Genomic DNA, 21,246 nt, shown 5'->3' with positions numbered 1-21,246 from the left:
ACATGATTACAACTTTATCCTGGACCGTCGTTGTTGTGCTGGCGGTGGTCGTGCTAGGCTTAATTGCCATCGTTATTAAAATGTACCAAAAAGCCATACAAGGCGAAGCACTGGTACGAACAGGTCTGGGTGATACTAAAGTGTCTTTCTCCGGTATCTTTGTAATTCCTATTATTCACAAGCTTGAGGTGATGGATATCACTATCAAAACAATAGTGATTTCCCGTACAGGTTCTGAAGGATTGATCTGTAAAGACAACCTGAGAGCTGACATCAAAGTGAACTTCTTCCTGCGTGTTAATAAAACTCCTGAAGACGTAGTGCAGGTAGCACAATCTATCGGTTGTAAAAGAGCATCTGACCACTCCGCTCTTGAAAGTTTGTTTGATGCTAAATTCTCAGAGGCACTGAAAACGGTAGGTAAACATTTTGATTTCGTTGACCTGTATCAGAGCCGTGATGACTTTAAACGCCAGATTCTGCAAACAATTGGTACTGACCTGAATGGTTATGTATTGGATGACTGTGCAATTGATTACCTGGAGCAGACCCCACTTTCGAACCTGAATGAGAACAATATTCTTGATGCAGAAGGTATTAAGAAAATTATTGACCTGACTGCTAGACAGAAGGTGCAGGCGAACCTGATCGAGCGGGAGAGAGAGAAAACCATAAAGAAGCAAAATGTAGAAGCTCAGGAAACAATACTTGAGCTTGAAAAGCAGCTTGCCGAAAACGAAGAAAAGCAGAAACGTGAGATTTCAAACATCAAGTCGCGCGAATTTGCGGAAATGGAAAAGGTACGCCATGAAGAACGTCTGAAGGCAGAGAAAGCTAGAATTGCAACAGACGAAGAAGTAAAGATTGCGGAGCAAAATAAAGACCGTCAGATTCTGGTGGCAGAGCGAAGCAAGCAACGTACTGATGCTATTGAAACTGAACGTGTAGAGCAGGCAAGACTACTTGAAGCCAATGAGAAAGAACGTATTGTAGCCCTTGCACAGATAGAAAAAGAGAAGGCTATTGAAGAGGAGCGTAAGAACATTCAAGGTATAATCCGTGAGCGTGTAACGGTTGAGAAAGCAGTAGTAGAAGAAGAAGAAAAGATCAAAGACACGAAGGCATTTGCAGAAGCAGATCGTACGAAGGCGGTTGCCATCAAAAATGCTGAAAGAGAAGCAGAAGAGTCTTTAGTAAAAGAGATTAAGAGTGCAGAAGCTGCGCGTCAGGCAGCTGAGTTCAGAGCGAAGCAAATGCTCATAGATGCGGAAGCCGAGCAGGTATCTGCTAACAACCGTGCGCAGGCTATTAAAACTATGGCTGAGGCTGAGGCTGCACAGGCTGCTGCAATCGGTTTATCTGAAGCGCACGTGATGGAAGCCAAAGCGCAGGCCATGCAAAAAGAAGGAGAAGCCGAAGCAGAAGTTATACTAGCCAAAGCGAAAGCACAGGCCGAAGCTGATGAAAAGATTGGTATGATCGCGGCTAAAATTGCCAAAGAGAAAGGTTTGGCCGATGCAAGTGTAGTGGAGAACCTGGCTGCTGCCGAAGAGAAGAGAGGACTGGCAGAAGCTCGTGTAAGCGGAGAGAAGTTTACAGTAGATGCCAAAGGTATAGAAGAGAAAGCCGAAGCTATGCGCAAACTTGATGGTGTAGGTAAAGAGCACGAAGAGTTCAAGCTGCGTCTGGATAAAGAGAAGTCAGTTGAGCTTGCTCAGATCAATATTCAGAAAGACATCGCCGCATCTCAGGCAGAAGTTATATCTGAAGCGTTGAAGGCTGCTAAGATTGATATTGTGGGTGGCGAGACCATGTTCTTCGACCAGATTGTAGGCTCCATAACAAAAGGTAAAGCAGTAGACAGGCTAGTTGGCAACAGCAATGTGCTGGAAACTGTAAAGGATACTTTCTTCCATGCAAATGGCGACGGTAACGTAGATTTCAAATCTAACCTGCAGCGCTTTGTCAACCAGTTCGGAATGACATCGGATGATGTTCGAAACCTGAGTGTGTCATCTCTGTTATTTAAAATGATGCAAAGCAGTGCTGACGAAAGTACCTTAAATACCCTGAAGCAGTTAACAAGTACTGCCACCGCCATGGGTATAGCCGACAAGCCCTATATTTCCCTGAACTAAAGTTTAAACTAGTTCAGTAAGTAACCAGACACCCCTGTTATTCCTGCAAGGAGGCGGGGGTGTTTTTTACATGTGACCAGTCCCAAGCAAACTTTTACAAACCACTAAATCATCCAATTAATGGAAGATCAGAAAACAGCCGCCATTCCTTCAGAATCTGATAACGTGCAACTGGAAGGAGGAACCTATGAGATTCTGCGTAACCGCCTGCATAAAAATGGCAACGAACTCCGGGAACAGTTGAATCAGCTGAACCAGGAACGCAAGAAGGTTTTCGGTGCAATAGAAACTAAACTGGTGGCTACCGACAGGATAACAACAGAGCATAATTGTGTGCCCTGGGATATGGTGTCAGTGGGCTCTAACCTGCTCTTTGGCTATAATGTGCATCTGGGGTTAAAATCGGAAGTGGAGCTGAGTGATGTTTTTGGCGTTTATACTTATGAGAATCATACTTTTCTTCAGCAGGCTTTAGATCTGATCGGTGATGCTACCTTTAAAGACGACTTTCAGAAACTATACAAATACTATAAGAACACGCAATTTGTAAAGTTTGCTGTTATTGGGAGTCATCTGTTTATGGTGTTTCGGGTGGGCAAAAGCGCTAGCGATATAAAAACATTTAAGTGGGCAGTTCAGGGTAATACATTAACCTATATTGACAACCGCAGCGACCACGAATTCATATTCCCCGATCAGCATGATTTTGCCTGGAAACGCACCACACGCGATGCACAACGCAAAGGCAGGTTCCCGCATGTATCTATCGAAGATAAAGTTTTTGTAGAGACGATCAATGGCGACCTTACCATTAAAGTAGAAGATAATACAGATTCCGGCCGCGGCATCTACTCTGAAACTGTAGAAGATAAAGATCAGACTCTAGATGACTCCGAGATCTACTACGCAATAATCGGAAATATTATACTTCTGAAGATTCGTCCTTACCGAGAGCTCAAGTACCGTTACTTTGTTTTCAATTCTAAATTAAATGAAGTTAGGCGAATAGATGCGCTGGAGCAAAGTTGTGTGTTACTGCCGGACGGCCAGGGAATTATTTACCCGTATGGCTACTACCTGCAGACAGGGGAGTACAAAGAGTTTGACAACAACCTGCAAGATATGCTGTTTGAGAAGCGCATTGTTTCGCCGAACGGTGAAGACTTCCTATATGTGTTCTACAACAAGGAACAGGGAACTTACCTGCTGCTCTCTTACAACCTGATCAACCAGAAAATTGAGGTACCTGTTATCTGCCATGGTTATGCCATTTATGAAAACGGGGAGCTTTGTTATTTTAAGGCAGATGAAGAAGCGCAGAAGCATCACGCTATTCAGATCTGGCAAACACCTTACATTGGACCGAACTATAGTATACCTGTAACACAGGACTCTTACCTGTACAAGATCGGCAACAAGGAAATTGTGCGTGCAATGGCAGAATGTACCGAGCTGCTAAGCCTGCTGCAGAAGGAAGATTCCTATGCTAACTTATACTTAGACCTGATCAAGCTCACGACCAATGTGCTGGACTCCTACCATTGGCTGAGCAGGAAGGAAACCTATGAACTAGCCAGTCCGCTGACAGGAATCCGTCAGACAGCGACTGCCACAGTTGATGAGTATGAGAAGGTACTCAGCATCAAGAAGAATACGAAAGCAGAAATAGAGCGGGTGCTAAACCAGGCCGATAACCTGATAAATGCTCTAAAGATACAAAGGGCAGCACACATCAATGATTTTGTAAAGAACCTTTCGGAGTTGCGCACCATCAGGGGCGAAGTGATCTCGCTACGGGATCTGCGATACACAGACCTGATAAAGGTGGAGGCCTACGAGCTACAACTCCTGGACTTTACTCAAGATACAGCCAATGCCACGGTAGCATTTCTACTGAAACCGGATGCATTGCAGCCATATGAGCAACGGGTGCAAACTATAGACGCATCTATTGAAGTAGTTGCAAAGGTAGTAGAAGCCGATGCCATAGATAAGGAGATAGCAAGTATAGCATCTGAGCTTGAAATGCTGATCGATATAGTGAGCAACCTGAAGATAGATGATGCCACGCAGACTACCCGAATCATCGATACCATTTCGGCTATCTATGGCAATTTCAACCAGACAAAAGCTGCCCTAAAGCGCAAGCGGAAGGAACTGCAGAGTCAGGAAGGAAAGGCAGAATTTAACTCTCAGATCAAGCTCATCAGCCAGAGTGTGATCAATTACCTGGATGTGTGTGATTCGCCACAGAAGTGTGAGGAATACCTGGCAAAGCTGATGGTGCAGCTCGAAGAACTGGAAGGCAAATTCCCGGACTACGATGAGTTTATAGAGCAAATATCTTCTAAACGTGAAGAAATTTATAGTGCCTTTGAGTCCAGGAAAGTAGCCTTACAGGAATCGCTGAACAAAAGAGCCGGCAACCTGCAACAGGCAGCAGACAGGATCCTGAAAGCCGTCCATAACCGTGTCAGCAAATTCAGCAGCGTTAACGAGATAAACGGTTATTTCGCTTCTGATCTGATGATCGAGAAGGTACGGAATACAGTGGATGAATTGCTTAAGATAGGAGATACCGTTAAAGCTGATACGATACAGAGCAGGCTTAAAACTGTAAAGGAAGATGCAATCCGACAGCTGAAAGACAAGCAGGAGCTTTTTGTAGACGGAGCTAATATCCTGAAACTGGGCAAACACCAGTTCACGGTAAACACACAGCCGCTGGAGCTGAGCGTAGTATACCAGGATAACAGTATGTACTTTCACCTGGCAGGTACTAATTTTTTCGAGAAGATTACAGATGAAGCCTTTCTGAGCTACCGTCCGGTCTGGGAGCAGTCATTGGTTTCGGAGAATAATGAAGTATACCGTTCTGAGTACCTGGCTTATAAAATGCTGGAAGCAGCACAGGAGAAGGTTATACATTCTGCTGAGTCTGAGGATGGCTTCAGAGTTCTCACGATTGAAGAGTTACATAAGCTTACTGAAACAGAACTGATAGATTATGTGGGTCGCTTCATGGCCCAGCGCTTTAACGAAGGCTACATGAAAGGGGTACATGACCATGATGCAGCTCTTATTCTAGCTACTGTAGTTCGCTTTATTAAAACGGCCGATCTACTGCGCTATTCATCTGCCAGCAGGGCCTGCGCTCAACTATACTGGAAGAGCTTTGCTTCAGAAAAAAGGAAGGATGTATTGCATCACCAGTTAAAAGGAGTGGGGGCTATACTTCAGGTATTCCCGGATACGCATGAATTTGATAGTATCATACTGGAGCTTCAGGAAGACCTTGACAGCTTTATTACTGCAACAGGTTTATGTATAGGAGTGTCCGCTAAGGACGCAGGCGAATACCTATTCCATGAGGTCTCGTGCGGCAATCATTTTATAATAGATAAGCAGGCTGCCGATCTGTACGAAGGTTTTAAGCATTACCTGGCAGAGAATAGGGTGCTTCAAGCTTTCGAGACTTCTGTGAAAGCATTGGCTGAAAACCCGGTGCAACAGTTTGAGCTGGTGCAGCACTGGGTGCGAGCTTTTGTTGTGCAGGCTGCTTTACAGGATAAACTGGAATATGTAGTTGAAGCTTCTGTACTGTTGTTTACAAACAGCTTCAACAGTCAGTATGTGGTGAACACAGTTTTAACAGAGCGGCTCGATAAACTACTGGGCACTCATTCAGTTTTCAAAGACCAGCAGTATGCGCTGCAGTACCATCAATTTATCAGTAAACTCGGAAACTATAACGCCCATACTGCCAGACAGTTTTTACAGTTCACAGAACTGAAAAAGAACATGACACATATGTTTGAAGAAGAGCTGCGATTGCAAGAGTTCAAGCCACGGGTGTTGTCTTCTTTTGTGCGCAATAAACTGATTGACCAGGTATACCTGCCGCTGATAGGTGCAAATCTGGCAAAGCAGATGGGTACCGCAGGCGAAACAAAGCGCACAGACCTGATGGGAATGCTGTTACTGATCTCGCCTCCGGGTTACGGTAAGACTACTATCATGGAGTATCTGGCAAATCGCCTGGGTATCATCTTCATGAAAATAAACGGTCCGGCCATCGGGCATCAGGTAACGGCCCTTGACCCTACTGAGGCGCCTAATGCTGCTGCTCGTGAAGAGCTTGAGAAACTGAACCTGTCTTTTGAGATGGGGGATAACGTGATGATCTACCTGGACGATATACAGCACTGCAACCCGGAGTTCCTGCAAAAATTCATCTCCCTATGTGATGCCCAGCGCAAAATAGAAGGCGTGTACAAAGGTAGAAGCAAAACCTATGATTTCAGGGGCAAGAAAGTATGTGTGGTGATGGCCGGAAACCCTTACACAGAAACAGGAGAGAAGTTCCGTATTCCGGACATGCTGGCCAACCGTGCCGACATTTATAACTTGGGTGACATTATTGGTGATACAGAAGACGTATTTAAGTTAAGCTACATTGAAAATGCACTTACTTCCAACACTGTGCTCGCAAAACTTGCTGCGAAGAGCCACAAAGATGTATACTCCCTGATCAAACTAGCTGAAACAGGCAACAGTGAAGGCATGGAACTGGAAGGCAACCATTCACCGGAAGAAGTGAATGAGTATGTGCTTGTGCTGCAGAAGCTGCTGAAGATACAGGATGTGATTCTGAAGGTGAACAAAGAATATATTCGATCAGCAGCCCAGGCAGATGAATACAGAACAGAGCCGGCCTTTAAACTACAGGGCTCATATAGAAACATGAACAAGCTGACTGAAAAGGTAATGCCGGTGATGAATGAGCAAGAACTGCAGACACTCATACTTTCCCATTACGAAGCAGAGTCGCAGACTCTCACCTCAGGAGCGGAAGCCAATATGCTTAAGTTTAAGCAACTGATAGGTATAGCCACAGACGAAGATACAAAGCGCTGGGAAGACATTAAAGCAACCTTTGTTCGTAACCAGCGCATAAAAGGCCTAGGAGGTAATAATCAGGTAGGGCAGGTGCTTACCCAAATGGAAAATATTTCTGGTGGTCTGGAAGGCATTAAGGAAGTATTGAGTCATTTTAAATCTAAATAAAAATGGTAGCTAACCTTTCAATCTAAAGTAGTTTAAGATGATCACGACTTTAATAAAAGTCGAAAAGGCCGCTCCATTTAATGTGGAGCGGTCTTTTCAAAGAAATTATTTGGACTTACAGAAAATGATAACCTGAATATCTTAAAGAAGTAACTGGCTGGTCAAAAGAAGATGTGATTGAGGTTTTGAATGCACTCATCAATGGGAAGTACGACTTCTTAGACAATAAAATAAAATAAAATGAAAGTGTATAATAAGAGCTAAAAATCATAGCTGCTTGATGGACAGCCATGCTTTTCTGACGAGGAAGACCAACGCCTATCATGATAAAGAACATACTACACTCGGTACTTTTACTATGTCTACCTCTGACTGGCTTCAGCCAGAGTGAATATCTGGCGAGACTGCCAATTTCAGGGGCAGTATCTGAACTTGGTGTATCCCCATCGGAGGAAATCTGGGTTGGCACAAGGGCAGGAAGTGTCTACTATACAAAGCAGATAGGGGAGCTGTGGCATTTCGGTCCCTTCACCTCTAAAGATGAATATTCTCATTCCAGTACTGGCTCTTTTGATCGAGTAAGTTTCTTTTCCGAGGATACTATGATGATTTCAGGTTTCATCCATGGGGAGGATGGAAACCAAGACTTTATCTACCGCTCCGTTAACCACGGTAAAACATGGGATAAAGTAAAGTTTGGCAATAGTAGTTGGCTTGATGCCGCCTATGTTAATAATAATGGAAAAGCGTGGCTGAGCGGAAGCTCGCAGTTAATTTACCACACAAGTGATTACGGCAAAACTTGGAAGACCTTTCCAAAGGTAGAGCAAACAGGTAATCTTCGGTTTTCAACCATCCATTTTGCAGACGATGAAAGAACAGGGCTTTTTGGCTCGTTCTGGAATGTCCTATACAGGACTTCCGATAACTGCAAATCTTGGGAAAAGCTACCGACACCACTATCGCAAGGTAAATATACAAGGCTATCCAAGCACGATAAGCCCGACATCAGAAAGGTGCGCATGTTTGGTGAGTACTACATCATCAATCAACAAGGCAGGGTGTTCATCACAAAGTCCGACAGCATTAATTGGGAGCAACTAAGTAATGTTGTTGATTTTGAAGTTACTGAGTCTGACAGACTGTACGTGGTCAAGCATGATCACTCTGTTGAGTTATATGATTCCAGTTTTAAACACGTATGGAAATCAGAAAGAAAGCTGAAGTCTAATCCTACAGCAATTGCCGTACGCAATGAAAGCCTTTTTGCACTCACTTACGAGACAGTTTACAAAGTCAATCCAAAGGTGTTCATGTCGTCTGACTTGTTCACCGATGAAGTCCCGATTCCAGAGCCATATGCTACAGTTAAGTATGATGGCGAAGTTTATGGATTTCAAAATAAGGATATCCTGCGATACGATAAGAAGAGTAAGCGCTGGTACCGCTACATGATAGCAGACTTTCCTATCGGAAACGCAACAGTTTTTGATAATAGGTTGCTTGTTGCCGATCCATCCCTAAAACAGTATTTCTTGTTGGATGCTACAGATAAGAAACTCGAAGCATATAAACTACCTCAAAACTTCTTCGACACCTCACAGAACAGCATAGCTGAATTTCACATCGAGACAGGTAGCCAAGGGTGCTTTCATTCCGACAACAGCAGAAGAAGTTATGTAAGAAAGGGTAATCGGCTGGTACTGGATACTAAACGATCAACGGCTGGATATTTGTCCAGCATGCCTAACGAAGTAGATAGTAATCTGCTTAACAAGTGCATCGAGGCAGTTGATGAATCAAGGTTACAGACTGTAGCCATTACGAGCTTGCAGCTATCCGATAAAGATATAGCCGAGTTCAAAAATTTTATAGATAAAGAGGAAAAGCGGATAAAGAAAACAGGCATCGACAGGTTCAAAACAGATGATCTATATGCCTTCCTTGGTGAGAACATCAACTTTGCCTTCTATAAAGGCATTGCAGATTCCTTGTCTTATATACCCAACGAACTGATAGATGAAGCTTTTATGCAGGACTACGGCAATTGGAGTACTACAACAGAATGGAGAAGGGTTATCTTTGTCTTAGAAGATGGCAAGAAACTGATTGTCGAAAGCTCAAGCGATAAGCCAAATTACCTTCATGTGCCATGGACGGTGGATTTTGAAGGATTGAAGTTTAAGTCCAACTCCATCCACTTTGGACGAATGGTAGATGACCTGACGAAGGGCAACTTCTTCCTGAGCGCAGCAACAGAAAAGAACTATGCGCTATTCAAAATAGCAGACTTCATGTACCGTAAAAAGGTGAGACAATCAGCTTACTGATGATCAGCAAGGGGAAGAGGGGGAATATTCGTTTGGGAGAATAAGCTGAGAATATTTTCTGCTACTTGAATGGAAGCATGGCACATTGCGAGACAATAAAATTTGACAATGCAACAGATACTGAAGTACTAAAAAATATTCCAAAGGCTATGAAACACTACTTACTAAGTATCCTATTTATATTCAGCTTTAGCACCGTTAGCCTTTGTCAAGACCTTACCATGGTACGGGATACGGTGAACGGCTTCGAAGTGGGCGTTCCCGTAGGTTGGCGTTACGGAGTTCCTGCAAACCAGTCTGTGAGCTTTATCGCTCTTAGGCAGAAGGGGACCGAGGCAGATGTACCGAGAGAAAACTACAACATCAACATTCTGCACCGCAAAGAGCAGGACTTGGACAAGACTTTCAAAGAATTCCTTCTAAGCGTTGGCGAAGCAGAGGATTTTAAAGTTATTGAGCAGGGCGATACCACCATCAACGAAAGGCGCTACAAATACCTAATCGAGAAGCATAAAAACAAGCACAGTGGGGAAAGCATGCACAACTATGTGTTGCTTGCCAATAAACAAGGCAAAGTGCTGATCCTGACTATGGTTACCACTTCTGAGAATTTTCCTCAATTTAAGCCGCTGTTTGACAAAGTAGCATCCAGTCTACGCTATTAGTCTTCACAGTACTATAGTAACCTAACACAACCATATGAGAAAAATTTTACTACTCATTTCTGCTGTTATCCTCCTAACGGCTTTCCGAATAGGGGAGAAGCCGTTCACGGGGAAGATCCTGTACAAGTACTCATTCACCGACTTGAAGGGCAATGACATCAGCGACAGGCTGACACCTTACGTGGGCAGCGATCAGCACTACTATATTGACAGCAAAAACTATAAGTCCTACAGTCAGGATAAGCTACAACAGCTTTACCACTCCGCCACCAACACTTACTATGTTGTTACCAATGGTTTGGATGTCAAAAAGATCAGCGGCAGCACGCAAACATCCAAGAAGTGTATCATTACACCGCTTAATGTAACAGAGAACGTGGCAGGCTATGCTTGTAAGGCGGTCAAAGTAGAGACAGATGATGCTTCCACCGTGTATTATTATTCTCCTGAAGTAAGGGTGGACAAGGAAGTATTCGCAAAGCATACCTACGGGGAGTGGAACAAGTATCTGGACGCTACAGATGGTGCCCTAACGCTTAAGTTTGTGATGACAAGCAAAAAGAACGGTTTTGTGTGGACTTCCACCGCAACAGAGGTTATACCGATGGAATTTACCGAAGGTGACTTTGATTTACCTGAGGGTATGCAGGCGAAAGAGTAAGGTAGGTTGCTTATCCCTGCTGTATGCTCATCCTGCGAGTTCTTAATATAGCTCTTACACTGGTTGCCCTTTGCTTCATAAGCTTTTGGTCTGCTGTGTTCTACCTTGGCAGCGAGTACAGCTACGCAAAGCTAAAGGAGGAACTGGTATCAAGCTTCCTAAAGAGATTTCTCGGTTTCTTTATTCTCCCTTTTATTGTCTCTGTGGGTATATGGGTTCTGAACTGGCTTGTTTACAGGTTAGGTGTAGTGGCGATCAATAGAGACTATCCGATTAAAGTCGCTGCCATTTCTTTGGTTATCCTAAGTGTGGGAGCGTTAGTGGGAACGTTCCTGTTCTTCTCCAATTGATAACGTCATTGTTCTTACCAGTAACTTTAACCTTCAATTTGAATATGATCACGATAAAGAAGCTTTTGATTCCTGCTGTCCTGATGTTGGTTACAGTTTCCTGTAGCCCAAGAGTAAATCAGAATGCTACCATATCCCATTATTCTGAGAACGCATTAGCCTTGCATGAGAAACTGGTAGAGAAGGTTGAAGCCTGTGCGAATGCTCCATCAGAGTATCTCTTCGTTATGGATGGTTATCTGGTAGATCCACAGGAAGTGGCAAAACTAAAAGAACTGAAGCCATCGGATCTAATAGCCGTTGAGGTGCTTTCTTTACAGGCAGCAAAGGCAATTTACGGTGACAAAGCCAAAGAGCACACGGTTCTGATCAACACCAGAAACATGAATAGCAGATAAAAATGTGCTATAATCCTTCCTTATATATAACTCACTTTAAATCTTTCTTAAGGTGAATCAAGAACTCTGGTACTTTCTCATAAGCGGGGATGCTGATGAAGAATCTGGAATGTACGGTAACTTCTATGCTTACGGGGAGCATTTGGGAGATGCTTTGCAAAATACTTTCATTGCAGCTATGCTTGAAGACTTCAGCAATGCAAATGTTGTGGAGGCTTCTTTGTTGGATAGCTTTGAAGTGATCGAAGACAAGGATGAATTACTGCAGCTCTCTGATAGCGTGTACATGCGGAATACTACCTACACCTACCCACTGAATGATCTAGATCGAGAATTTATACCACCTATAGGGATTGTAAAGGCAACAGGTGAGGACGAGTACGATTATGATTTGATTTCAGAGCAGTTTGTAGCTTATGGTCAGGACGAGAACGGTATCTTTGAGCTGGAGCTGGTCGTGGGAAAGGAAAAACTTACCCAAACATTCCTAAAAGCATTGGATTTCCTGCCTGTAGTCGATGGATTCTGGATGTATATGCAAGACCATTGGGAGAACGGTGAAATGGAGCTTTGGTATGCATTACACCTCACTGAAAAGGAGCAGATAGTGGATTTACTTATGAATCAAAAAGTGAACACCATCAAAAATGGGTACGTAAAGTTGGTGGTGCATTCTTCAACAGAGGAAACGAATTTAACACTGGATGACCATAAGAAGATTCAGCTCCACACGAAAAGCGAAGATGTGTTTCAGTCATTCATCGAGCAGGTAACGAGTTTGGGATACGAACAGACACGAGAGTTTTATAATCTGGAATTTGGTTTCCATCACTGGCATTACAGACCAGCAAACAGTCTAACCAGAGAAGGGCTAATCAGTTTTCTGCAGGCTACTGGTTTTGAAAAAGTTAATATATGAAGTTACTAAGAAGCATGCTGCAAAAGGAAGATAAACCAGTTCGTTCTTATGAAGAGTTCTGGGCTTGGTTTCAAAAGAATGAACGTGCTTTTTATCAGGTGGTAAAGAATGAAGGGAATTTGGAAAGAGATTTCTTCGACAAGCTATCGCCTAAGCTTGCAGATCTGAAAGATGGCTTTTTCTTTCTGACAGGCATGTATGACGACAATACGGCTGAACTGGTTCTGACAGCAGATGGTACGGTGAGGAATTTTGTGTTCGTGGAGGAACTTGTTGATGCTGCGCCCCAGATAGGTAACTGGCGAATCACAGCCCATAAACCAGCTATGCCAAGTGAAGATTTCGGCATAAACATGCAAGGCTACACCTTCAGTGCAGAAACCCTGCACTTTTATCCGAACCTCAATCCAAACTATCCTGATGAAATAGACATCACCATTGTGTATGATGACTTTAATGAAGAGAACAAAGCAGCCATCACAAACGGTGTTTACATTTTTCTGGACAACTATCTTGGGGAGTTAGAATCAGCTACCATCATTGATAATATAGTTATTGCTGCAAAAGTGGAAGTACAGGAAGAGCTGATTCCTATCGCAAAGCTACAGGCGTATCTGGGGTGGCGGCAAAAGGAATTTGTGGAAAAGTACGAGGGTGTAAGGCATGACACCGAAAACGACAATCACTCCATGCTGGAAGCAGAACTGGAAAGCGGAAATACATTACTGGCGGTAATAAACACTGATCTACTGGAATGGGATGGCAAAGCCTCGCACCCGTGGATCATGACTGTGGAGATACCTTACGATGGTGAAAGTAACAATGGGATGCCAGATGATGAAATTTACAAGCTGCTAAACGAAGTGGAGGACGAAATTTTAGCGAAATTAAAGGATGTGGATGGTTACCTGAACATCGGCAGGCAAACTGCTGATAGCATGCGTGAGATCTACTTTGCTTGCAAAGACTTTAGAAAACCCTCGAAAGTGATGCATAACATCCAGATGAAGTATGCCGACCAGATTGAAATTAGCTTCGATTTGTACAAGGATAAGTACTGGATGTCCTTCAACCGTTTTATGAACTAACAAAGTAGGTAAAGAGCCAACTTTGTATTTCACCACAGAGTAGTTGTTTGCACATTATTAATTTTTTACTACTTATTAGATATGGCTCAAATAGAGTTCTTTGCGACCGTAGCGGACGAACGAGAATTATTCACGCACTTAGCCAAAGACAAATCTCTGATGATTTGTACAGTTATAGGAGACAGGCTAACTGATTGGGTTTCCCTTGATGCAGTCGAATTGCCACCCTATGAAGAAGAACTGATACTTAACATCTGGAAATCCGATATAGGGGAAATAAACTTCTATTCTAAGATACCATCGCTGGATGAATCTTCTCACAGCAAGTTGGTGCAATCTGTATTAGCCATAGTTGATTGGAAGCGAGTAAAGAAGGAGCGAGAAGTATCGAAGATGTTGGATCTGGAATGTTCCCCTTTGATAACTTACAAAAGGGGAAACCTAAAAGAAGGGTATCGAATACCAAGTTACATCGTATCTCCGCAATCGAGTATCAATGTGTTTGGAGATGAATTCAGGAAGTGGTTTAACCGAACTCTCTCATGGGTGCGAAGAAACGGTGAGATGGTATTTCATTGGAAGATGTCAAAAGATGAAATCGTGTTTAGAAATGATTTAAGCTATTCGAATACCATCTACGCTCTGCCTGAAGCTTTAGCACAAATAAAAGCAGGCGAGCATCCATTTGCTATATCAGTGAGAAGAACTGCAAATAAATAATTGCTTGCTGCATGAGACATTACTTCTTTGTATGGCTTTTTATTCTCTCCAAAGCTGCTGTTGCTACCCCCGTTGATACCATTTATACTTATTACCCTAATGGCAAAGTAAAAGCAGTAAAAGTTGTGCAGCAACGGAATATTCTCTCAGAGATGGTTTACCTTGAGAACGGGAATAGGAAACATAAATGGGATTTGCAGAAAAGTGTTGTGTACTCTTATAACTCCTTTGGAGATACGGGTGATTCTTCCGCTGCCTACTTCTTGAAAAAAAGTCCTTATTATACCATTTACCAGTACTATGGTGATAGCCCAAATCTATTACATATCGAGCGGTATCAAGATAACGTTCGACACGGAAAGGCGCAGTACTTTCACAGAAACGGGCAACTAAAAGCAGAAGGGGAATTCGACAATTGGGAAAAGGTAGGTTTTTGGAAGTACGGCTCAGAAAATGGAAGCCGTGATTTCCACTGGCACATCATCAATCATAGCTATTATGAACAAGGGATTTCCGTTTTCTATACGATACTGCCGTTCCTTATAACATTGTCTCTAATTATAGTAGTTGGCTATAGGCTCTCCAAAAAAGGACTTTACCCTCTTTATTACAGAATAACAGTTATTCTTCCATTTGCCCTGTTCGCATTATGGGCATTGGCAATTGGTGTATTGGGAAGATCAGAGTCAGTTGTTGCTGTTTTTTTCGTTATTCTGCACACGACAACTTTAGCGATGGTGCTGCTAAGCCTGATTAACGTCATATGGGCGAAAAGGCTCCATGTAAGGCGATATGTAAGTTTGCTGCTCGTTTTTGTTGGGCTTTTCTTCTACTTTTTCCTGATTTGGCTGAAAGTGATAGGTGCCATCGCAGGTGTAATGGTAATGTAGAATTGAATATTTTTACGAGTAGTAATTCAGTTTGCAAATACCTCTCTAACTCTCTCGGAACGCAGCATGTACGGGATTACCAATAGGCACATGACAACCACCCGAACCAAAGAAAAGTAGTCGATCTGATCGGGATAGTTAGCTGCAAGCGCAATTGAGATATAGAAAATATAGAGCAGATTCAGCACAAAAAAGGAAATGAAAAGCATAGGTGTCCATCGCTTTCTGGCAAAGAAACCGATAGTAGTTGCAATGGCTATAAAGGCCAAAAGAACGGCATAGACCAAGTTTACCAGATCAAGTGAGGCATTTTGAATCAAGGTCATTGCTGCTTTTACGCCGTTGATGCCAACCATAAACAGCAGGAGATAGAGCCAAAGACCATAACCTGTTTTGCTTCCTTCGTCTTCGAATGCATTTTCGTTCAGAATGCTTTTCATGTATTGATTATGCTAAGCTGTTCTCGATTTCATCCCGAATAACCCGAAATTCACGTCCATTGATCACGCCAAGCTCAAGTAGCCAAGCAAATTTGTTCATTTCCAGTTGTGGATCATTGTCATAGTTAATACTCAGATACTTGTCTTGCAGATAGCTGTTTCTACTCTTATAAATGCTCTCTATTACCTCGTCATGTTGCTCGTCTTGCAGGATGAACATGTTGATGTCGCCATCCGTCTTAATCACGGTAAATGCTGCCTTTGATCTGTAGTATAGGTAAAAGAAGATCGGGCAGGCAAGCATGAACAGCCAAGCCCAAAGCTTGGTGCCGTAGAAGATGTTTATTGCCAGAAAGATAGCTCCGACCACGCCAGCGTAGATGGCGTTATTCTTATAGGCTTTGTTGTTTTCGTAGAACTCGTATTTTTCGTTCAGGATGTTCTCATAAGACACCTTTTCTGTTCTGTTGGTAGTCTCGTCCTTGAGGGTGTATAATAGGTGATCTTCACCGAATGCGAGGGAGATGTTGTTCTTGTTTTTCTTCTGGTGAAAATGCATGTGGTAAAGGTAAATTAAAACAAGGCAAAATATAAAATTGGGCTATGGTTTCAAAGTTAGTGAACAGCAATTAAAGGCTTTTAGGTAGAAAAATGGAGAGTTATTTTAACAAGCTTTAACATAGATGTAATTTGTTAATGTAACTTATCATCTAGTCCTAAAATAATGTCTCACAACACCTCAATTAAATGGTATACAACATCCAGTCTATATACGAAAGGCTGTTATTTGTTAATAACTAATGTTGTCTCAAGAAACCCTCGTTTTCCTGAGAATTACTATAAAATCAACCAATCATCAAAATACAGCCCATTGGTCAAGCTACAGTACTGTTTTCTGTTGCTTTACCAATGGGCTGTGTTATGTTATTGACTCAGTAGGAGAGTCCAAACGGTACTAAAAATTCATTTCTTATAACCTTGGATCCACGGCCTCACTCTCCAGTGCCAGCACCCCGAACACGCATTCGTGGACGCGCCGCAGGGGCTCTTTTCGCACGAACCGTTCCAATGCCTCTATACCCAGCGAAAACTCCTGCAAGGCCAGTTCCCGCTTTGCCTTTACGTTCCGTTGCTTTAACCTCACCAGGTTTTCGCCAAGATCGTACTCCGGGCCATAGATGATGCGCAGGTACTCGCTGCCACGGCACTTCATGGCTGGCTGAATCAGTTTGTCTTTAGGTGTAGGTATAAACTCAAGCGGTTTAACGACCATGCCTTCGCCGCCAGTAGCAGTCAGTTCCGTCCACCAGTTCACAGCTTCCGTAACACTGGCTTCATCTTCCAAATCCACAAAGCGTAGCGAGGTCATGAGCAAGTACTGCTCATCCTGCCGGCAGATTTTTTTTACCTGCTCCATGTGCCAGGTATGCGCCTGACTCACGTGCACCTTGCCTTCTGTGGCCAGGATATGAAAAGGAGCAAAAGACAAGCCTTTAATGCCTTCCGTCTCCCGTGTATAGTTATGGTAGGAAGCGATGTATTTGTCGATTGCCTGTGCACGTTGCTGTACCTCTTCAAGCATATTATCTACCGGCAGCTTTCGAGCTTTTGCCTGCTGCAATACCTCGGCCGTTCTGGCCAGGCCATTGGAAGCAGAAGCGCCTACGGCTGCATACTGGTTTACGATCAGGTCTTTGGCTTTCGAAGACCAAGGAAGTAGTTCCCCATCCAGGCATATCCAGTCGGTGTCAAAGTGTTCCCAGAAGTTTGCGGCCGTCAGTGCTTTGTTCAACACATCCAGGAAATCCGACTCGGTGGCTGCATCGCTAAAGAACCTGCGCCCTGTGCGGGTATAGATAATACCTGGGGCAGGGGATTGCATGCCAAAGCGTGTAACGGCTACTTCTGGATATTTGCAGATAACAGCAATTGCCCTAGATCCCATGTGCTTTTCTTCGCAGACCAGGTTTCGAACACCATTTTTGCGGTAATAGCTGAACACTTCCAGCGGGTGCTCCAGGTAATCGGGCAGGGCGCTGGTCTCCGGTGGCGACATTGTTGGAGGCAAGTATAAGAGCCATTTCGGGTCTATTGCAAACCGGCTCATCACCTCAAGGGCTGCTACAGCATTTTCCTCCCGAATAATGACGCGCTTGCCTACACTGGTATCAACGATGTACTTGTCCCGGATCATGCTTGTATCGAGCATATCGTCCTGTTCCTGCTGAGCTGTTATAGCTGCTATATTATCAGCTAAAATTGGCCTTACTGGCTCACTGTAAACTGCTTTACTGTCCACGGAAACCGTCTCCCGCTCCGGGTAGCGCAGGGCGGTCAACCGGCCACCGAACACGCACCCTGTGTCTACGTTCAGTGTGTTGTTGAGCCAATCAATGCCGGGTACTGGCGTATGCCCATAGACCACCATGGCTTTGCCCCGGTAGTTTTTAGCCCAGTCGTGGCGCACCGGCAATCCGAATTCATCTACTTCTCCGGTAGTCTCCCCGTAAAGACAGAAAGCCCTGACAGCAGATGCGGCTCTACCGTGCATTTCTTCCGGCAAGCCAGCATGGGCTACCACCAGCTTTCCGGCATCCAACACATAATGCGCAATTAGACTATCCAGGAAAGCTTCTACTTCTTTTTTGAATTCAGAAGATGTGGCAGCCAACTGCTGCACGGTCTTGTCCAGCCCATGGTCCAGGTTCACATTCTTGCCCTGCAGGTAGCGCAAGAGTTTATCGTCGTGGTTGCCCCGGATGCAAAGCGCCTGCCCGGCGTTAACCATATCCATTACTAGGCGCAGCACTTCAGGTGACTTTGGCCCGCGGTCTGTCAGGTCTCCCAGGAAAATCACTTTTCTGCCGTGCGGAGCTTGCACTTCAAAAGCCTCTTCCTGCTTTAGGTTTATACTATAGCCCAGGGTTGTCAGGAGTTCCAGCAGCTCGTCAAAGCAGCCGTGCACATCCCCGATAATATCAAAAGGTCCCGTTTCCTGCTGTTTGTTATTCCAAAGCGGCTGACGCACGATCTGCAGCTCTTCTTCCGGGTTCACCACATAGGTATAGCCAAAGCCTTCGCGCTTGATTGACTTTAGTGTGCGCTTGTAGTTATCATACTGCTTCTCGATCACTTGCCGGCCAAAGTTCCGGTCTGTTCGAAGCTCATGACGTTCATGCAGCTTGCGGATCGGCGTGTCCAGCACAATGGCAGCAGCCAGGGCGTAATTTTCTTTTGCCAGTTGCACGAGCTTAGCCCGGTCTTCTTTGTGCAGGTTAAGCGCATCGATTACCGTTAGCTTCCCCCGCTTCAGGCGCTTGGCAGCTAAGAAGTTCAGCACATCAAAAGCATCGCTGGTGGCATCCAGGTTGTTCTCATCATCTGAAACCAGCGCGCGGCAGTAGTCAGAAGAGATTACTTCGGTTCCTAAAAAGTATTTACGCGCGAATGTGCTTTTGCCGGAGCTGCTTGGCCCCACCAGCAGCACCAAGGCCAGTTCCGGTAATTCTATTTCTTTCATAGGGTTAATTTATTTTTAAATACAGCCAGCTGGGAAGGTGCACCTATATTAGGTTCTTCTTGACCTACCGACTCAATGCGCACCTCATAGCCAAAGCGTTCGCCAACGGTATCACACCAGTTTCTAAATTGCTGCCGTGTCCACTCAAAACGGTGGTCTTCGTGCCGGAAGGCTTCCGGATCTAGCCGCTTGTAAACGACATTGTACTCTGCGTTAGGTGTAGAGAGCACGACTGTTTCCGGTGCTGCATAACCAAAGACCACTTTCTCCATGGCTGGCAGTCTTACTTCATCCAGGTGCTCGATCACTTCAACCAGTGCAACAGCATCATAGCCTTTCATCCGTTCGTCCAGGTAGGTAACTGACCCTTGAAAAAGCGAGAGACGTTGGCGTAGGGCAGGGGAGGCTTCGTCCAGATACAGGTTCTCTTTTGCCAGTTGTAGCTCTGAAAATGAAACATCCATACCGGTGATCTTCCGGAACTGCCCTTCTTTTAGAAGTAGCTTTAATAGCTTGCCAGAGCCACAGCCCAGGTCCAGTACCTTTGTGGCACCACTTTCACGTAGCCGTTCGAAAGCCCGGTTCAGGCGCTGCTGGTGCAGGCTTTCTTGCAGCGGCGATTCGTCTTCTTCAGGCGGTAAGGCATCTTCACCGGCCAAACGCAGGATGGCTTCGCTTGTAATGGTGCGGATGTTGCGCAGGAAGCGTCTGGTGATCCAGTCGCGCTCCGGATGTTGTTCGAGCCAGCCCTGTCCTTTCTGCATCAGGATCTCAATGTCGTGCTGGGCCACCCAGCTATGGCGGCTGTTGTCGAGCACCGGGATCAGCACGTACAGGTGCGAAAGTAACTCCTGCAAGGTGCAGGTTTTACTCAAAGTTAAATTAGTATACTTACTCAGCCCCCAACCAGGAAAAGCGGGGTCTAAGGGGATGGTTTCTATTTCCAGTGCATAGCCCAGCGGCAGAAACAGTCGTTCTACGGTCTCCAATTCTGCATCCACACGTAATGAAGTGAGCTTACAGGAAAAGGGCATCGACGTTTCCGGCAGCTCCGGCCTTGGGTTGCAGCGGCCGTTGAGGGCAGAGCCAAATGCTTTGGCAATGGCAGTGCTCAAAAAGGAGTTAGTGGTGTAGGGCCTGTCGTTTACGTACTGGTCCTGCAGGGCATAATTTCCTTTTCGCACCCGTACCAGGTCCACCGGATTGATGTCGAGCATCAGACAGGCGGTGCAGCGTTCAGCTGTCGCTTCGGTATAAAAGATATGGGCTTTTCCCGCTGCCAGTTCTACCGACTGCACCTTGTCCGGATGCTTGTGCAGCAGGTACCCCAGGTCCGTGGCAGGTTGGTGCGTGGTAGTAATTTCTAATATCATGTGGTTTGTGTTTCTTCTTCAAACATGCACAAAATTCAATATAAGCTTTTTACCCGAGACACCCATGGCATATTAGCCACAGGCATCTACAGGGTAATAAAAAGGAGCAGGGCGACAAACGGCTAGCGACATGCTGCTCTACCACTGAGCTACACTCCAAGGAGTGGCGGGAGTCGAACCCGCGACCAGCCGGTTAAAAGTCGAAGTAACGCTTGCCTACGGCACCTGTTCCAGTTAGTCTAGAGGCGATGAGCAAATGGAGCTGGTTTTGCGTGACAGGCGAAGTATCTCCATTTAACGGCACTCTATACCTTACTAATAAAAGTGGGCGACAGGCGATAAGGGACTTAAACCTTTTACAAGGCGTTGCTCTACCAGCTGAGCTACAGCACCTCAAGGCGCTGGCAGGAATCGAACCTGCGACACACGAAGTAACCCGTATCTACGGCACAACTTTCAAATTTAATAATGAGCGGGCGACAGGCAGCCGGAGTGCTTTTTTGACGTGTTGCCATTTACACCATTTCCGCTCCCGAGTAGGAAGCGTAAAGCAGGAGTCGAACCTGCAGCATCCGAACCCAAATCGAAGTAACTCCGACCTACGGCACCGCTCAAATTTTTTAAAGAAACAGGAGGGCGAAAGGCAGCACGTGCTTACGCTGCAGGCAGCGTGCAGGGCTCGAACCT

Annotated in this window: 14 protein-coding genes; 10 read left to right on the top strand and 4 right to left on the bottom strand. The window is 44.8% G+C overall.

Annotated elements, in window-relative coordinates:
* The first annotated feature begins 2 nt into the window (after positions 1-2).
* From KYK27_RS07920 to KYK27_RS07875, 10 genes are all read left to right on the top strand, one after another.
* Positions 3-2,138, top strand: a complete 2,136-nt coding sequence (locus KYK27_RS07920) for a flotillin family protein (protein WP_199109500.1) — start codon at positions 3-5, stop codon at positions 2,136-2,138.
* Between the two features lie 120 nt (positions 2,139-2,258).
* On the top strand, positions 2,259-7,205 hold the full coding sequence (locus tag KYK27_RS07915; RefSeq protein ID WP_199109499.1) for a DNA repair ATPase: 4,947 nt from the start codon (positions 2,259-2,261) through the stop codon (positions 7,203-7,205).
* Between the two features lie 323 nt (positions 7,206-7,528).
* Entirely contained in the window at positions 7,529-9,535 is a 2,007-nt protein-coding gene (locus KYK27_RS07910) for a WD40/YVTN/BNR-like repeat-containing protein (RefSeq protein WP_199109498.1), read from the top strand.
* A gap of 221 nt (positions 9,536-9,756) precedes the next feature.
* Entirely contained in the window at positions 9,757-10,200 is a 444-nt protein-coding gene (locus tag KYK27_RS07905) for a PsbP-related protein (protein ID WP_199109497.1), read from the top strand.
* 34 nt (positions 10,201-10,234) lie between these two features.
* Positions 10,235-10,861, top strand: coding sequence for a hypothetical protein (locus KYK27_RS07900; RefSeq protein WP_199109496.1), 627 nt, complete (start codon positions 10,235-10,237; stop codon positions 10,859-10,861).
* 394 nt (positions 10,862-11,255) lie between these two features.
* Entirely contained in the window at positions 11,256-11,609 is a 354-nt protein-coding gene (locus tag KYK27_RS07895) for a hypothetical protein (protein ID WP_199109495.1), read from the top strand.
* Positions 11,610-11,661: 52 nt separating this feature from the next.
* Positions 11,662-12,528, top strand: coding sequence for a hypothetical protein (locus KYK27_RS07890; RefSeq protein WP_199109494.1), 867 nt, complete (start codon positions 11,662-11,664; stop codon positions 12,526-12,528).
* The gene (locus tag KYK27_RS07885; RefSeq protein ID WP_199109493.1) at positions 12,525-13,616 is read left to right on the top strand and encodes a DUF695 domain-containing protein; all 1,092 of its coding nucleotides are present in this window, start codon (positions 12,525-12,527) and stop codon (positions 13,614-13,616) included. Before KYK27_RS07890 ends, KYK27_RS07885 begins: the two co-directional genes overlap by 4 nt.
* A gap of 81 nt (positions 13,617-13,697) precedes the next feature.
* On the top strand, positions 13,698-14,336 hold the full coding sequence (locus KYK27_RS07880; RefSeq protein WP_199109492.1) for a hypothetical protein: 639 nt from the start codon (positions 13,698-13,700) through the stop codon (positions 14,334-14,336).
* Positions 14,337-14,347: 11 nt separating this feature from the next.
* A complete protein-coding gene (locus tag KYK27_RS07875; RefSeq protein WP_199109491.1) occupies positions 14,348-15,226 on the top strand; it encodes a toxin-antitoxin system YwqK family antitoxin in 879 nt (292 codons plus the stop codon).
* Between the two features lie 26 nt (positions 15,227-15,252).
* On the opposite strand, the gene KYK27_RS07870 is transcribed toward KYK27_RS07875, so the two are convergent.
* From KYK27_RS07870 to KYK27_RS07855, 4 genes are all read right to left on the bottom strand, one after another.
* Positions 15,253-15,666, bottom strand: a complete 414-nt coding sequence (locus tag KYK27_RS07870; protein WP_199109490.1) for a DUF2569 family protein — start codon at positions 15,664-15,666, stop codon at positions 15,253-15,255.
* 7 nt (positions 15,667-15,673) lie between these two features.
* The gene (locus KYK27_RS07865) at positions 15,674-16,225 is read right to left on the bottom strand and encodes a hypothetical protein (protein WP_199109489.1); all 552 of its coding nucleotides are present in this window, start codon (positions 16,223-16,225) and stop codon (positions 15,674-15,676) included.
* 411 nt (positions 16,226-16,636) lie between these two features.
* Positions 16,637-19,186 carry a polynucleotide kinase-phosphatase gene (locus KYK27_RS07860; protein ID WP_199109488.1) on the bottom strand — a complete coding sequence of 850 codons (2,550 nt, stop codon included), beginning with the start codon at positions 19,184-19,186 and terminating at the stop codon, positions 16,637-16,639.
* Entirely contained in the window at positions 19,183-20,559 is a 1,377-nt protein-coding gene (locus tag KYK27_RS07855; protein ID WP_199109487.1) for a 3' terminal RNA ribose 2'-O-methyltransferase Hen1, read from the bottom strand. Before KYK27_RS07855 ends, KYK27_RS07860 begins: the two co-directional genes overlap by 4 nt.
* Between the last annotated feature and the right edge of the window lie 687 nt (positions 20,560-21,246).

This window comes from Pontibacter populi (assembly GCF_019336435.1).
GTDB classification, from domain to species: Bacteria; Bacteroidota; Bacteroidia; order Cytophagales; family Hymenobacteraceae; genus Pontibacter; species Pontibacter humidus.
Note: the sequence above shows the minus strand (reverse complement) of the source record. Positions and strands in the feature narration are given on the sequence as shown.